The sequence below is a fragment of the Actinomadura rubrisoli genome, assembly GCF_004349215.1.
Classification (GTDB): domain Bacteria; phylum Actinomycetota; class Actinomycetes; order Streptosporangiales; family Streptosporangiaceae; genus Spirillospora; species Spirillospora rubrisoli.
In genome coordinates, this window is record NZ_SMKU01000262.1 from 1 (window position 1) to 13,220 (window position 13,220).

14 protein-coding genes are annotated in these 13,220 nt (G+C 72.5%); 12 read left to right on the top strand and 2 right to left on the bottom strand.

What is annotated here, in order from left to right; translation table 11 throughout:
- Positions 1-503, bottom strand: a 503-nt coding sequence (locus tag E1298_RS34220) for a helix-turn-helix domain-containing protein (protein ID WP_131900742.1), incomplete at its 3' end; no start/stop codon positions are given.
- A 145-nt stretch (positions 504-648) separates the two neighbouring features.
- On the opposite strand from E1298_RS34220, the gene E1298_RS34225 reads away from it, so the two are divergent.
- The 3 genes from E1298_RS34225 to E1298_RS34235 all read left to right on the top strand — a co-directional run bounded on the left by E1298_RS34225 (position 649) and on the right by E1298_RS34235 (position 3,695).
- Positions 649-1,899 (top strand): sensor histidine kinase, encoded by a 1,251-nt coding sequence (locus E1298_RS34225; RefSeq protein WP_131900744.1) that lies wholly within the window; start codon positions 649-651, stop codon positions 1,897-1,899.
- Positions 1,900-2,571 (top strand): response regulator transcription factor, encoded by a 672-nt coding sequence (locus E1298_RS34230; protein WP_131900746.1) that lies wholly within the window; start codon positions 1,900-1,902, stop codon positions 2,569-2,571.
- A 161-nt stretch (positions 2,572-2,732) separates the two neighbouring features.
- A complete protein-coding gene (locus tag E1298_RS34235) occupies positions 2,733-3,695 on the top strand; it encodes a glycoside hydrolase family 16 protein (RefSeq protein WP_131900748.1) in 963 nt (320 codons plus the stop codon).
- Between the two features lie 50 nt (positions 3,696-3,745).
- On the opposite strand, the gene E1298_RS34240 is transcribed toward E1298_RS34235, so the two are convergent.
- Positions 3,746-4,261 (bottom strand): hypothetical protein, encoded by a 516-nt coding sequence (locus tag E1298_RS34240; protein WP_131900750.1) that lies wholly within the window; start codon positions 4,259-4,261, stop codon positions 3,746-3,748.
- Positions 4,262-4,672: 411 nt separating this feature from the next.
- Here E1298_RS34240 and E1298_RS34245 point away from each other — a divergent pair, with 411 nt between their 5' ends.
- The 9 genes from E1298_RS34245 to E1298_RS34285 form a co-directional block, all read left to right on the top strand.
- Complete coding sequence (locus E1298_RS34245; RefSeq protein ID WP_131900752.1) at positions 4,673-5,257, top strand: glycoside hydrolase family 16 protein; 585 nt, start codon at positions 4,673-4,675, stop codon at positions 5,255-5,257.
- Positions 5,254-5,487: a LamG domain-containing protein gene (locus E1298_RS34250; RefSeq protein WP_131900754.1), complete on the top strand. Its 234-nt coding sequence runs from the start codon at positions 5,254-5,256 to the stop codon at positions 5,485-5,487. Before E1298_RS34245 ends, E1298_RS34250 begins: the two co-directional genes overlap by 4 nt.
- A 123-nt stretch (positions 5,488-5,610) precedes the next feature.
- The gene (locus E1298_RS34255) at positions 5,611-6,018 is read left to right on the top strand and encodes a globin domain-containing protein (protein ID WP_131900756.1); all 408 of its coding nucleotides are present in this window, start codon (positions 5,611-5,613) and stop codon (positions 6,016-6,018) included.
- Between the two features lie 7 nt (positions 6,019-6,025).
- Entirely contained in the window at positions 6,026-7,177 is a 1,152-nt protein-coding gene (locus E1298_RS34260) for a globin domain-containing protein (RefSeq protein ID WP_131900758.1), read from the top strand.
- Positions 7,178-7,182: 5 nt separating this feature from the next.
- A complete protein-coding gene (locus tag E1298_RS34265; protein WP_165975813.1) occupies positions 7,183-7,881 on the top strand; it encodes a DivIVA domain-containing protein in 699 nt (232 codons plus the stop codon).
- Between the two features lie 549 nt (positions 7,882-8,430).
- A complete protein-coding gene (ftsY, locus tag E1298_RS34270; RefSeq protein WP_131900762.1) occupies positions 8,431-9,582 on the top strand; it encodes a signal recognition particle-docking protein FtsY in 1,152 nt (383 codons plus the stop codon).
- A gap of 298 nt (positions 9,583-9,880) precedes the next feature.
- Positions 9,881-11,212 carry an ammonium transporter gene (locus E1298_RS34275; RefSeq protein ID WP_131900764.1) on the top strand — a complete coding sequence of 444 codons (1,332 nt, stop codon included), beginning with the start codon at positions 9,881-9,883 and terminating at the stop codon, positions 11,210-11,212.
- A complete protein-coding gene (locus E1298_RS34280) occupies positions 11,209-11,547 on the top strand; it encodes a P-II family nitrogen regulator (RefSeq protein ID WP_131900766.1) in 339 nt (112 codons plus the stop codon). The genes E1298_RS34275 and E1298_RS34280 overlap by 4 nt, the downstream gene beginning before the upstream one ends.
- On the top strand, positions 11,547-13,220 hold a 1,674-nt coding region (locus tag E1298_RS34285), incomplete at its 3' end, for a [protein-PII] uridylyltransferase (protein ID WP_131900768.1). The genes E1298_RS34280 and E1298_RS34285, both read left to right, overlap by 1 nt.

The following is a 13,220-nucleotide window of genomic DNA, read 5'->3' on the forward strand; positions in this document are numbered from 1 at the left end:
GTCTCCGGCCCCGTCCCCGCGTCCGTGCCCCCCTTTGCGTTCGCGGAGCCGTCCACGATCGGGTTGGGGCCTGTCGCGAGCGTCCGCCGAGGGCCCGTCGCCAAGATCGGGTTCGGCCCGGTGTCGGCAACCGGGTTCGGCCCGGACGTCGTGGAACCAGGGACCGGGGCGGCCGGCGGCGGCAGGTTCTCCGCAGGGGACGCCGTGATCGGCGGGGCGTAGGCGGAGCCGACGCGGGCGTGCGCCGCCATCCACTTCTCGCGCTCCTCCGGTACCAGGCCGCATGCGGTCACGAAGGAGAGCAGCACCTCCCGGCGCGGCAGGACCTCGCCGCCGAGGAGCCCGGCCAGCCCGGCGGGGATCAGCACCCCGGTGGACCAGACCCGTTCCTCCAGCTCCGGGAGCGACAGACCGGACCATTGCTGCAGGCGGCGCAGCAGGGAGAGGAACTCGGCGGGGCTGCCCGCGTCGTCCGGCTGCGGGACCGACCTGGCTACCGACACTGGTGTCCCCTTGCGGGATGGAACGCGTGATTTCGTGGGCATCGTAGCGATCTCCTGGGCCGAAGTGACTAATCTTCCCTATGCGGTCTCTTGACTTGATTCATGGCGCCACGTCCCCGGCGCCCGTCCGATGGAGGGCCCTGCGATGCCGCGCTCCGGCGATCCGTCCGCGCAGGCGTTGAAACGTTCCGTCGAGACCCGCATCGGCACCACGTTCGTCCTGCTCATGCAGGTGCGCGTCCTCGTCGTCGGCGTGACCGTCGTGGTGGACGAGCGGGTGCGCGGCGACCCGTGGGCGCTCGGGGTGCTGGCGCTGGCGGCGCTGGTGTCGGTGGTGGTGCTGGCGGGCTGGGAGAGGGTCGTCCTGCGGCTGTTCGAGCAGCCCGCGCTGCTGGCCTTCGACGTGCTCATCGGCTACGCGGTGCTGCAGGTCGGCGGGATCTTCGGCCCGTACTTCCTCGTCACGGTGGTCGCGCCCGGCCTGGCGGGGCTGCTGTACCGGTGGCCGGTCGCCGCGCTGCTGTGCGCGCAGCAGACCGTCCTGTACTACACGGCGCTGTACCGCAGCGGGCAGGGCGACGAGGAGACCGGCATCGCGCTGCCGCTGCTCATCGCGCTTCCGGCCTTCTACGTGATCGGCGCGCTGGTGGGGACGGTCCTGCGGCGGCTGTTCGACGAGCACGCCGCCGCGGAGGAGTCCCGCTGGCGGATGGAGGCGCAGGCGATGGCGGCCGAGGAGCGGACCCGGCTGGCCCGGGAGATGCACGACTCGCTGACCGCGACGCTCGCCGGCATCGCGCTGTCGGCGACCGGGCTGCCCGCCTGGGTGCGCAAGTCCCCGGAGCGGGCCGAGACCGAGGCGCGGCGCATCGCCACGGCGGCGCAGGTCGCCTCGCGCGAGGCCCGCTCCCTGATCTCCGAGCTGCGCGACGACGCCGTCCAGCGCCCCCTGGGCGACGCCGTGCGCGAGATGGCGACCGAGTGGGAGAGCGCCGCGGGCGTCCCGGTGAGCGTGGACGCCGAGCCGGGCGCCGACCTCCCGCTGCGGGCGCGGCACGAGATGGTGACGATCGTCCGGGAGGCGCTGGAGAACGTCCGGCGCCACGCGCACGCGTCCCGGGTCGACATCGAGGTGGCCGCCGTCGAGGGCGGCCTGGAGGTGCGCGTGCGGGACGACGGACGCGGCCTGCCGGGACGGCCGGGCGCCGACGGCTGGCTGGACGCGCTGGCCCGCGACGGGCATTACGGTCTCGTCGGCATGCACGAGCGGGCCCACCGCGCGGGCGGCCGGCTGGCGGTGGCCTCGACCCCCGGCGGCGGCACCGCGATCACCGTGCTGCTGCCGGACGAGGGGTCGGGCGCGGAACAGGCCCGCGCGGCGCTGGGGAGGCACTGAATGGACGAGGCCGCGCGCATCCGGGTCATGGTCGTGGACGACAACGCCTTCATCCGCTCCGGGCTCACCTCCGCGCTGGAGGCGACCGGTGACATCGAGGTGGTCGGCGAGGCCGGCGACGGGCACCGGGCCGAGGAGCTGGCCTGGCGGCTGATGCCCGACGTCGTCCTGCTGGACGTGCGGATGCCGCGCACCGACGGGCTGAGCGCCGCCACCGTGCTGAGCAAGATCAGCCGCGTCATCATGCTCACCCAGGTGGAGGACCCCGACGTCGTGCTGACGGCGGTCCGCAACGGCGCGGTCGGCTACCTCGTGCACAACAGCTTCACGGTGGACGAGCTCGTCCAGGCGGTCCGGGACACCGTCCGGCATCGGGCCCACCCCCTCTCGCACGCGGCCAGCGCCGCGCTGATCGACGCCGCGCGGGCCGGCCGCTCCGCCGCGCCCGCCGCCGATCCGGCGGAACAGCAGGAGCGGTTCGGGCTTTCGGCGCGCGAGGTCCAGGTCATGGATCTGATCGTGCGCGGTCATGCCAATCAGGACATCGCGGCCAAACTATTTCTCACCGAGAAAACCGTCAAGAACTACATCAATCGCATTTATGCGAAGCTGGGTGTGCCGAACCGGTCGACGGCCATCGTCACCTGGCTCGGAATGCCTCCGCGGGGCTGAGCCGCGCGTCCGCATTGAGGTCCCCGCCGGATCCCGCTAGGGCCTTAGGGCCCTGGTGACCCGCGCGCCCGGCTCCGTAGCGTTCCGGGCGAAAGCAAGCGGGAGAAGGACGGTCCCTTTTCGCCGGGCCGCCATGCTCCTCCATTGTCTGGAGGCCCACCATGCATTTGCCGACCCGGAAAAGAATGGCCGTTCTCACCGGCGGGATCCTCGCCGCCGGCATATCCGCCGGGGCGGCCGCGCAGGGCGGCTCGGCGGACACCGGCCGTCCGACCGGCCCGGCAGGTGCGCTGGAGCGCTCGGCCCCCGCGGTGGTGGGCGGCGGGCCCGCCCCCGCCGCCCACGCCGACGGCACGGACGCGCGGAAGGGCGGCGGGCGCATGGGCCGCAAGGCCGTCCCGCCCACCGCGGCGAGACGCTACAAGTGGGGCCGCCCGGAGGCGTTCGACGAGTTCGGCGGGACGAGGCTCGACCGGCGCAACTGGGAGGCGTACGACGGCCCGGGCAACGGGGGCCTCGGCAGGCGCAGCTCCAAGGCGGTGACCGTCCGGAAGGGCGCCCTGAAGATCACCGGCACGAAGGACGGGACCACCGGCGGGGTCGCGTGGATGCCGGGCGGCCGCGAGAAGGGCGGCCGGAAGTACGGCCGGTGGGAGGCGCGCGTCAAGCTGAACCGCGCCTGCGCCTGCTACAACGCCAACCTCTTGCTCTGGCCGGTCGGCGGCGGTGGCGACACCGACCCGAAGGGCGGCGGCGGCGAGATCGACTGGATGGAGACCTACAACGACCGGGGCCTCCGGAAAGCGACGGACTTCTTCCTGCACTACGACGGGCCGAAGGGCGAGCCCCTACACCTCAGCGACCGCGTGTACGTGGACCTCACCAAGTGGCACGCGTTCGCCATGGAATGGACGCCCAAGGGCATCACCGGCTACGTCGACGGACGCAGGTGGTTCCGGACCACCGAGCGCAGGGCGCTGCCGCCGGGGAAGATGGGCCAGGCCATCCAGCTCGACTGGTTCCCCAAGCGCACCAAGCTGACCGTGGGCGGTGTCAGCCGGGTGGCCCCCGCGACGCTCGAAGTCGACTGGATCCGCCTGTACCGCCTCAAGAAGAAGCACTGACGGCGACCGTCTTGCAAACGCCCCCTTGGTCCTGCACCGAGGGGGCGCCGTCATCGGACGATCTGCCAGGTCCCCTCGGCGCGGCGCAGGGTGAACCTCGGCTGGAGCGTGCTCACCGTCATGGTGCCGGACGTCCAGTGCAGGGCGGAGAACGGGATGACGGCGTCCTCGCCCGAAAGGCGCCCGCCGGTCACGACGACGGTGCGCAGGGCCTGGCGCTCCAGCGGCCGGACGACGTGGACGGTGTTCTTGACGCCGAGCGGGCAGTTGCCCTTGAGCGCCGGCCCCTTGAGGAAGGCGCTGCCGTCGGCGACGTAGCGGCAGACCGCCGCGTCGCCCCTGGCCTGGCCGCGCAGGAACGCCTGCAGTGCCGCGCGGGCGCCCTCGATGCCGTCCCGCGCCCCCGGGTCGGGCGCGTCGGCCGCGGGCTTCGGCGTGGCCGAGGACGGGACCGTGTACACCTTCTTGGCGTCGGAGTCCCCGCCGTCGTCGCCGCCGCACGCCGCCGCGAGCGCGGCCACGGCGATCAGAACGCAACCGGAGCGAACCAGAGTTCGATGAGCCATGGCAGCCTTCCTCGGCTTCCTCGGGCGGGGTGTCCGCATGCGCTTCGAGGACTGCCGCCACTGTGGATGATCAGGCGGCCTTGCGAAGATTAACGTCCTTCGCCGTCCATGACCAGAGGTCAGAAAGACGCTCAGGTCACGATCCGCCGAACGGCATTCCCGCCTTGAGGCCCCCGCTCCGCCCGCATAGGGCCCCGGGGCCCTATGTCGGTGAATTGGGCCTCCGTAACGTCGGAACCACCGGAGATCGCCAACGGGCCGGCCAGGGGAAGGGCGGCCGAAAGCGCAGGTGACACGGGGTTGGTGAAAGAACAGGGGACGGGGGCGACCGCCTCCCGGGATGCGCGTTCCGGGAGGCGGTCCTTTTGCGGCCGCGTCGACGCGAGTTGGGCGGGGGAACGGAACGTGGGAATGCCGGCGTCTTGGGCCGTGCTGGGATCGTGGGGGTGGCGGATCGCGATCGTCGCGGGCTGCCTGCTGCTGGCCGGTGCCATGGCGCCCACCGGATCCGAGCCCGCGCCCTCCGGCAGAGAAGGGCGCGAGGCCGCGCGCGGAGCCGGATGGGGACGGCCCGTCGCGTCCGACGACTTCGACGGGAAGACCATCGACCGCAAGAACTGGGCCGTGTACGACGGGCCGGGGCACGCGGGCAAAGGGCGCCGGATCCGGTCGGCGGTGTCCGTGCGCGGCGGCGTCCTCACGATCACCGGGCGGCGCGACGGGACGACCGGCGGCGTGGCCTGGATGCGCGGCGCCCAGAAGCACGGGCGCTGGGAGGCCAGGGTCCGGATGTCGCGGGGCTGCGCCTGCTACCACCCCGTCCTGCTGCTGTGGCCGATCCACGGGGGCGGGGGAGTGAGCCCGGACGGGGGCGGCGGCGAGATCGACTACACCGAGACGATCGACGACGGCCGCCGCCGGCACACCGCCTTCTACCTCCACTACGGGCCGAGGACGGCGAACGGCGGCTCGACGCGCGGATCGCCGCCGACATGACGCGCTGGCACGTGTTCGCCGTCGAGTGGACGCCCGCGGGCATCAGCGGTTTCGTCGACGGGCGGCGCTGGTTCCACACCGGCGACCGGACCGCGCTGCCGCCCGGGCCGATGGGCCAGACGATCCAGCTCGACTGGTTCCCACGGGACCGCCACCGGACGGCGCGAAATGTTGATTCCACGGCCCCGGTAACACTGCAGGCCGACTGGATACGGATGTACCGACTGTGATCCCGCGGCGACAGTGCCGGGCTTGTGCCTGATCATTCGATCCACTACGCATGAGCACCGTGGTTTTCCTGCTTCCTCCCGGACATCCCCGCCCGGTGCGGAGAACCGCATGAGAGGTGTGCCATGGATTCGCTGCGGCTCAAGCGCAACTTCGCCCTTGTCAGTGCGAACGGGAAGGAGGTGGCCGAGTTTTTCTACGCTGATTTGTTCGGGCGCGAGCCCCAGCTCAGACGGCTATTTCCCGTGGCGATGACGCGGCAGCACGAGAAGCTCCTCGCGGCCCTGTCGCATATTGTCCCGATGATCGATGACACCGCCCGGCTCGTCCCCTACCTGCGGGAATTGGGACGGCGGCACGGCGGCTTCGGAGTGGCGCGGGAGCACTATCCGCAGGTGGGCGCGAGCCTGCTGGCGACGCTCGCGTTCTTCAGCGGCCCCGAGTGGGACGACGACCTGGAACGCGACTGGCAGGAGGCCTACGGCCTGGTCTCCGAGATCATGTCCGAAGCCGCCGCCGAGACCGTCTTCTGATCCGGCCGTGGACGCACAGCGCCTGAAGGACAGCTTCGCCCAGGTCGCCACGCAAGGGGATGCGGTGGCCCTCTTCTTCTACGCCGACCTGTTCGTACGGAACCCGCACCTGCGCGACATGTTCCCCATCGGCATGACCGGCCAGCGCGAGAAGCTCCTGCGCGCGCTCGGGCACATCGTCTCCCGCGTGGACGACCTGTCGGACCTCGTCCCGTTCCTGCAGCAGCTCGGCCGCGACCACCGCAGGTTCGGGATCGTGGCCGAGCACTACCCGCAGGTCGGGGCCAGCCTGCTCGCCACCCTGCGGCACTTCTCCGCGGCGGCCTGGACCGACGAGCTCGCCGCCGACTGGAGCGCCGCCTACGGCCTCGTCTCCAAGGTCATGCTGGAGGCGGCCGACGAGGACGCGCTGACCAGGCCCGCCTGGTGGAACGGCCAGATCCTCGCGGTCGAGCGGCGGCGCTTCGACATCGTCGTCATGCGCGTCCAGCCGGACCGTCCGCTGCCGTACCTGGCGGGGCAGTCGGTCGCGGTCGAGGTGCCGACCCGGCTCCGCCACTGGCGCTACTACTCCATGGCGAACGCCCCGCGCCCCGACCACACCATGGACTTCCACATCCGGCTGGTGGACGGCGGTCCGGTGAGCCCGGTGCTGGTGCGCGCCACGCAGACCGGCGACCACATCCGCATGGGCGCGGCCGTCGGCACCCTCACCCTGGACGAGTCGTCCGGACGGGACGTGCTGCTCGTCGCGGGCAGCACCGGCCTCGCCCCGCTCAAGGCGATCCTGGAGCAGATCGCCCGCCGACCCGCCCCGCCCCGGGTGCACCTGTTCTTCGGCGCCCGCACCCGCGACTCCCTATACGACCTGGAAGACCTGACGAAGCTCGCCGGAGGACTCCCGTGGCTCACCGTCGTGCCAGCCGTGTCCGACGAGTCCGACGGGCACGGCTTCTCCGCCCTCCTCCACTCCGGGGACGGCGACATCGAGTACGGGAACCTGCCCGACGTGGTGGCCAGGTACGGCCCCTGGAACGCCCACGACGCCTACATATGCGGCCCGTCGGCGATGGTCGAGCAGACCGCCGAGCGGCTCGCGCTCCTCGGCGTCGAGCGTGAACGCATCCGGTTGGAAACCTTCGCAGACGCACAGAGGTGACCGCGTTGAATCCCACGAACCTTCCCGTCGTGTCCGAGGGCTCCCGGCTGACGCCAGGCGAGCTCCAGTCGGTGGTGTTCCCCCGGGCCGCCCTCGGCCGACGCGGCTACGACGAGGAGAAGGTCCGCGCCTTCCTGCTCCACGTGGAACGCGAACTCGTCCAGGTCTTAAACGACAAGGCCGCCCTGGCGGACGAGGTCAACCGGCTGCGCGCCCAGGCGGCCAGGTCGACGCCCGGAGTGATGGCCCCCGAGGACGCCCACTTCCAGGCCGTCCGGATCCTCTCGCAGGCCCAGCAGACCGCCGACCTCTACGTCGCGGACGCCGAGCGCTACACCCGCGAGCTCGCCCACGAGGCGCGGATGCACCGGGAGGCGATCCTGACCGACGCCAAAGGCCGCGCGGAGCATCTCCTCGAAGAGGCCCACCGCAGGGCCACCGAGGTCGCCGACGCGGCGGTCCGCTCGGCCGGCGAGGCCGCCGCCCAGCGCGCCCCGGCCGCGCCCCCACCGTCCCCCGCGGGCCCGCAGGGAGCGGGCGGGACCCGGCCGCCCGACGACGAACGGCTCCGGATGGAACGGGAGATCGCCTACCTGCGCACCTACAGCGACGTCTACCGGACGCATCTGCGCTCCTACCTAGAGGCCCTCCTCCGCAACGTCGACGAGTGGGAGAACTCTGAACGCGCCTCCCTGCCTCATTAATTCAATCCCGGCCCAGGGGCTCGCCTGGCGGCTCGCCCCTGACCGTGCTTGTGCGAGCGCGCTGTGTTTACTGCAATCCCGGCCCAAGGCCGTGCTTGTGCGAGCGCGAATCGCTTCGCGATCTTCCCGGTGGGGCTCGCCTTCGGCTTCGCCCCGCCGGTCAGGGGGCGCGCTCGCGTGACAGCTGAGGCCGTCGCGCGTGGCGGCTTTGGGTTGTTGTGAAGGAGCCTTGGGCGTGTCCGTTCGATAGGGGGTGCGTGCGCGTGTGTGCGCTCGCGTGACAGTTGAGGCCGTTGTGAAGGAGACTCTGGGCGCGTCCGCCGATAAGGGCGCGTGCTCGCCGCCGGGTGCGGGCATGATCCAAGGGACCCGGGGACCCGGGGACCCGGGGGATCGGAGAACCGGGAACCCGGCAACCCGGCAACCTGGGGGACCGGGGAACCGGGACCGGGACCGGGGGAACCGGGGGGAACGGAAGATCAGCGGGATCAGTGGGATCTGCGCAGCGGGTTCTGCGTGGGGGTGCCGGTCTGGAAAACTGGGGGCGCTATGGAATATCTGATCGTGATCGCAGGGCTGGTCGCCGTCGCAGTGATCGTCGGCGGCGTCATGTTCCTGCGGCCCTCCCGCCGCAGGCCGCGTCCGCCCGTCGAGCCGGGAGGCCGGCGCGGCGGTGCCACCGCCGTCGACGAGGCCGAGGCGGCCGCGCCGACCATCGAGCGGGCGCCGCCGACGCAGGCGCCGCCGCCGACGCCCCCGGTCGAGATCGAGCAGCCGCCGCCCGGCGCCGGCCGGCTCGTCCGGCTGCGGGCCCGGCTCGCCCGCTCCCAGAACACCTTCGGCAAGACCCTCCTCGGCCTGCTGTCGCGCGACACGCTCGACGACGACGCCTGGGAGGAGATCGAGGAAACCCTGATCACCGCCGACATGGGCGCCGCCGTGGCCAGCCAGGTCACCGACGACCTGCGGACCCGGGTCCAGGTGCTGGGCACCCGCAGCCCGGCGGAGGTCCGCGCGCTGCTCAAGGACGAGCTGGTCAAGCAGATCGGCGCCGACCTCGACCGGTCGCTGAAGACCGAGCGGCACGGCAACAGGCCCGCGGTGCTCATGGTCGTCGGCGTCAACGGCACCGGCAAGACCACCACCTGCGGCAAGCTCGCCCGCGTCCTCGTCGGCGACGGCCGCACCGTGCTGCTCGGCGCCGCCGACACCTTCCGCGCCGCCGCGGCCGACCAGCTGGAGACGTGGGGCACCCGCGTCGGCGCGCAGGTCGTCCGCAGGGGCGAAGGCGCCGACCCCGCCAGCGTCGCGTTCGACGCCGTCAAGCAGGGCATCGACACGGGCGTCGACGCGGTGATCGTCGACACCGCCGGCAGGCTGCACACCAAGACCGGGCTGATGGACGAGCTCGGCAAGGTCAAGCGGGTCGTCGAGAAGCAGGCCGAGGTCGACGAGGTCCTGCTCGTCCTGGACGCCACCACCGGGCAGAACGGCATGCAGCAGGCCCGGGTGTTCGCCGAGGTCGTCAACATCACCGGCGTGGTGCTGACCAAGCTGGACGGCACCGCCAAGGGCGGCATCGTGGTCCAGGTGCAGCGCGAGATCGGCGTCCCGGTGAAGCTGGTCGGCCTGGGCGAGGGCCCCGACGACCTGGCCCCCTTCGAGCCCGAGGCGTTCGTGGACGCGATCCTCGGAGACTAGCCCGGCAGGGGTCGCTCCCGGCTGGGTGCTTTGACGGCTCTTGGGTGATGTCGGACCAGGCCCTGGCCGTCCCTCGCGTTTCGGTGCCCCGCGATCGTCACGGTCGCGGGGCACCGGCATTTTCGACCGGAAACAGTCACTGCGCTCGGGGTAAGACGGTGAGGGTTCTGAAACACCGGTGAAACATCGCGGGACGGGGTTTCACACTCCTGAAACACGGGAGCCGTCCGGGCGAAACGGCCGCGGATGAATCTTCTGAGCAGTCCACAGTTTCCGGTCGAGGAGGGCACTCCCCGAGATGAAGATCGACACAGGCGCGACCGCCTGGCTGCTCACGGCCACGGCGCTGGTGCTGCTCATGACGCCCGGGCTGGCCTTCTTCTACGGGGGCATGGCGCGGGCCAAGAGCGTCCTCAACATGATGATGATGTCGTTCGGGAGCATCATCAGCGTGACCATCCTTTGGGTCCTCTACGGGCACTCGATCGCATTCACCGACAACGGCAACTCCTTCGCCAACAAGTTCATCGGCGGATTCGACGCCGTGGGCCTAAAGGGCGTCGCGACCCAGGTATCGGAGGGCCTTCTGCCGGAGCAGAGCGACAACATCCCGACGATGGTGTTCTCGGCGTTCCAGTTGACGTTCGCCATCATCACCGTCGCCCTCATCAGCGGCGCCATCGCGGACCGTGCCAAGTTCGGGGCCTGGATGACCTTCACCGTCGCCTGGGCGACGCTGGTGTACTTCCCCGTCGCGCACTGGGTGTGGGGGACGGGCTGGCTCAACAAGCTCGGCATCGAGGACTTCGCCGGCGGCACGGTCGTCCACGTCAACGCGGGAGCGGCGGGCCTGGCGCTGGCGTTCGTGCTGGGCAAGCGGCGCGGTTGGCCGAAGGAGCGGATGCGGCCGCACAACCTGCCGTTCGTCCTGCTCGGCGTCGGGCTGCTGTGGTTCGGCTGGTTCGGCTTCAACGCCGGATCCGAGCTGGCCGTGGACGGCACGACCGGGCTGGCGTTCATGAACACGCAGGTCGCCACGGCGGTCGCCGCGGGCGCCTGGATCCTCGTGGAGAAGTTCCGCGACGGCCACGCGACCACGCTGGGCGTCGCGTCCGGGGCCGTTGCCGGTCTCGTCGCCGTGACCCCCGCGGCCGGGTTCGTGGACCCGTGGGCGGCCATGGTGATCGGCCTGGTCGCGGGCGCCGTCTGCGCCTACGCGGTGGGCCTTAAGTACCGGCTCGGCTTCGACGACTCGCTCGACGTGGTGGGCGTCCACCTCGTCGGCGGCACGGTCGGCGCCCTGTCCCTCGGCTTCCTGGCGGCCTACCCGTTCCTGCCCGGCCAGCACAAGGGCCTGTTCTACGGCGGCGGCCTCCACCAGCTCGGCCTCCAGGTGCTCGGCCCCGCCGTGATCGGCCTGTACTCCTTCGCCATGGCATGGATCATCGGCAAGATCATCGATGTGACGGTCGGGTTCCGCGTCGCCGAGGAGGACGAGGCGACCGGCATCGACGTCACGACCCACGCGGAGAGCGCGTACGATCTCGCGCTCGCGACCGGCGGCGGCGCCACGCGCGCGCCCGTCCCGGGCACCGCGGTCCCCGAGGCGAAGGTGGAGGCGGACGCGTGAAGCTGATCACGGCGGTCATCAAGCCGTTCAAGCTGGACGAGGTGAAGGCGGCCCTGGAGACCTTCGGGGTCAAGGGCCTGACCGTCAGCGAGGCCAGCGGCTACGGCCGGCAGAAGGGCCACACCGAGGTCTACCGAGGCGCCGAGTACAAGGTCGACCTGGTGCCCAAGCTGCGGGTCGAGGTCCTGGTGGAGGCCGAGGACGCCGACGACATCATCGACGTGATCGTCAAGGCGGCCCGCACCGACAAGATCGGCGACGGCAAGGTGTGGGCCGTCCCGGTCGACACCGTGGTCCGGGTCCGTACCGGCGAGACCGGTCCGGAAGCCCTGTAGTGACCCTCGTCCACCGGACGGCCGGGGACCCGCCCTCCACGGCCGGCACGGCCCGCGCGGCGTTCGCGGCGGCGAGGGCCGCGCGGGCCGGCGAGCTGGACCACTGGCTCGCCACCCTGCTGACCGGCGGCGCGGACGTCGCGCTCGCGGCGGTGGGGAGCCACGCCCGCCGCGAGCTGACCCCCGGCGGCGACCTCGACCTCGTCCTGCTGCACCGGGGCCGGGCCGGCGTCGCCGGGATCGCCGACCGCGTCTGGTACCCGGTCTGGGACTCCGGGCTCCGGCTCGACCACTCCGTCCGGACCGTCGACGAGGCCAGGACCGTCGCGCGCGAGGACATGAAGGCGGCGCTCGGCCTGCTGTCGGTACGCCACGTCGCGGGCGACCGCGCCCTCGTGGACGAACTGCGCGCCGCCGTCCTCGCCGACTGGCGCGCCGACGCCCGGGCGCGGCTCGCCGAGCTGGCGCGGATGTGCCGCGACCGCTGGGAGAACCGCGGCGAGCTGGCGTTCCTCCTCGAACCCGACCTCAAGGAGGCCCGCGGCGGCCTGCGCGACGTCCACGCCATGCAGGCCGTCGCCGCGTCGTGGATGGCCTCCGCGCCCGACGCCCGCGTCAAGGCCGCCCACGACCTGATCCTGGACGTCCGGCACGCCCTGCACGACGTCACCGGCCGCTCCGCCGACCGGCTCGTCTTGCAGGAGCAGGAGGCCGTGGCGCGCGCGCTCGGCATGCTCGACGCGAACGTGCTGCAACGCTCGATCGCCGAGGCCGCCCGCACCATCACCTACGCGGGCGACCACCTGTGGCGGCGTGTCGAGAGATTCACCGCGCGCCGCGCGGCCCGCGGCGCCGAGCGGCGCCCGGTCGGGGACGGCGCCGTCGAACACGAAGGCGAGGTCGTCCTCGCGCGCGGCGCCGACCTCGGCGACCCCGCCCTCGTGCCCCGCGTCGCCGCGGCCGCCGCGCAGGCCGGGCTGCCGCTTTCGCCCGCCACGGTGGCGCGGCTGGCCGAACGGGCCGCCCTGCCCGAGCCGCCCTGGCCCGCCGAAGCCCGCGACGCGCTGGTGGCGCTGCTCGGCGCGGGACCCGCGGCCATCGGCGTCTGGGAGGCGCTCGACCAGGCCGGGCTGATCGTCCGCCTGCTGCCCGACTGGGAGCGCGTCCGCAACCGGCCGCAGCGCAACCCCGTCCACCGCTTCACCGTCGACCGCCACCTCGTGGAGGCCGCCGCCGGCGCCGCCGCCCTCACCCGCGAGGTCGCCCGGCCCGACCTGCTGCTGGTCGGCGCGCTGCTGCACGACATCGGCAAGGGCTGGCCCGGCGACCACTCCGTCAGCGGCGCCGTCGTGGCCCGCGACCTCGGCGCGGGACTCGGCTTCCCCGAGGGCGACGTCGAGGTCCTGGAGACGGTCGTCCGGCACCACCTCCTGCTGCCCGAGACCGCCACCCGCCGCGACATCGACGACCCCGCCACCGTCAGATCCGTGGTCGCGGCCGTCTCGGCGGTGCCGGGCCGCGAGCGGGAGATCCTCGAACTGCTCGCCGCGCTCGCCATCGCCGACGGCAACGCCACCGGCCCCGCCGCCTGGGGCGGCTGGAAGGCCGGCCTGGTCGCCGAGCTCACCCGCCGCGTCGCCGCCGCCCTGTCCGGCGGCACCCCGCCGCCCGCC

What these genes read in the sequence shown, in the direction of transcription:
- E1298_RS34225 (WP_131900744.1), top strand. Translation starts at nt 649, where the DNA reads ATGCCGCGCTCCGGCGATCCGTCCGCGCAGGCGTTGAAACGTTCCGTC.
- E1298_RS34230 (WP_131900746.1), top strand. Translation starts at nt 1,900, where the DNA reads ATGGACGAGGCCGCGCGCATCCGGGTCATGGTCGTGGACGACAACGCC.
- E1298_RS34235 (WP_131900748.1), top strand. Translation starts at nt 2,733, where the DNA reads ATGCATTTGCCGACCCGGAAAAGAATGGCCGTTCTCACCGGCGGGATC.
- E1298_RS34240 (WP_131900750.1), bottom strand. Translation starts at nt 4,261, where the DNA reads ATGGCTCATCGAACTCTGGTTCGCTCCGGTTGCGTTCTGATCGCCGTG.
- E1298_RS34245 (WP_131900752.1), top strand. Translation starts at nt 4,673, where the DNA reads ATGCCGGCGTCTTGGGCCGTGCTGGGATCGTGGGGGTGGCGGATCGCG.
- E1298_RS34250 (WP_131900754.1), top strand. Translation starts at nt 5,254, where the DNA reads ATGACGCGCTGGCACGTGTTCGCCGTCGAGTGGACGCCCGCGGGCATC.
- E1298_RS34255 (WP_131900756.1), top strand. Translation starts at nt 5,611, where the DNA reads ATGGATTCGCTGCGGCTCAAGCGCAACTTCGCCCTTGTCAGTGCGAAC.
- ftsY (WP_131900762.1), top strand. Translation starts at nt 8,431, where the DNA reads ATGGAATATCTGATCGTGATCGCAGGGCTGGTCGCCGTCGCAGTGATC.
- E1298_RS34275 (WP_131900764.1), top strand. Translation starts at nt 9,881, where the DNA reads ATGAAGATCGACACAGGCGCGACCGCCTGGCTGCTCACGGCCACGGCG.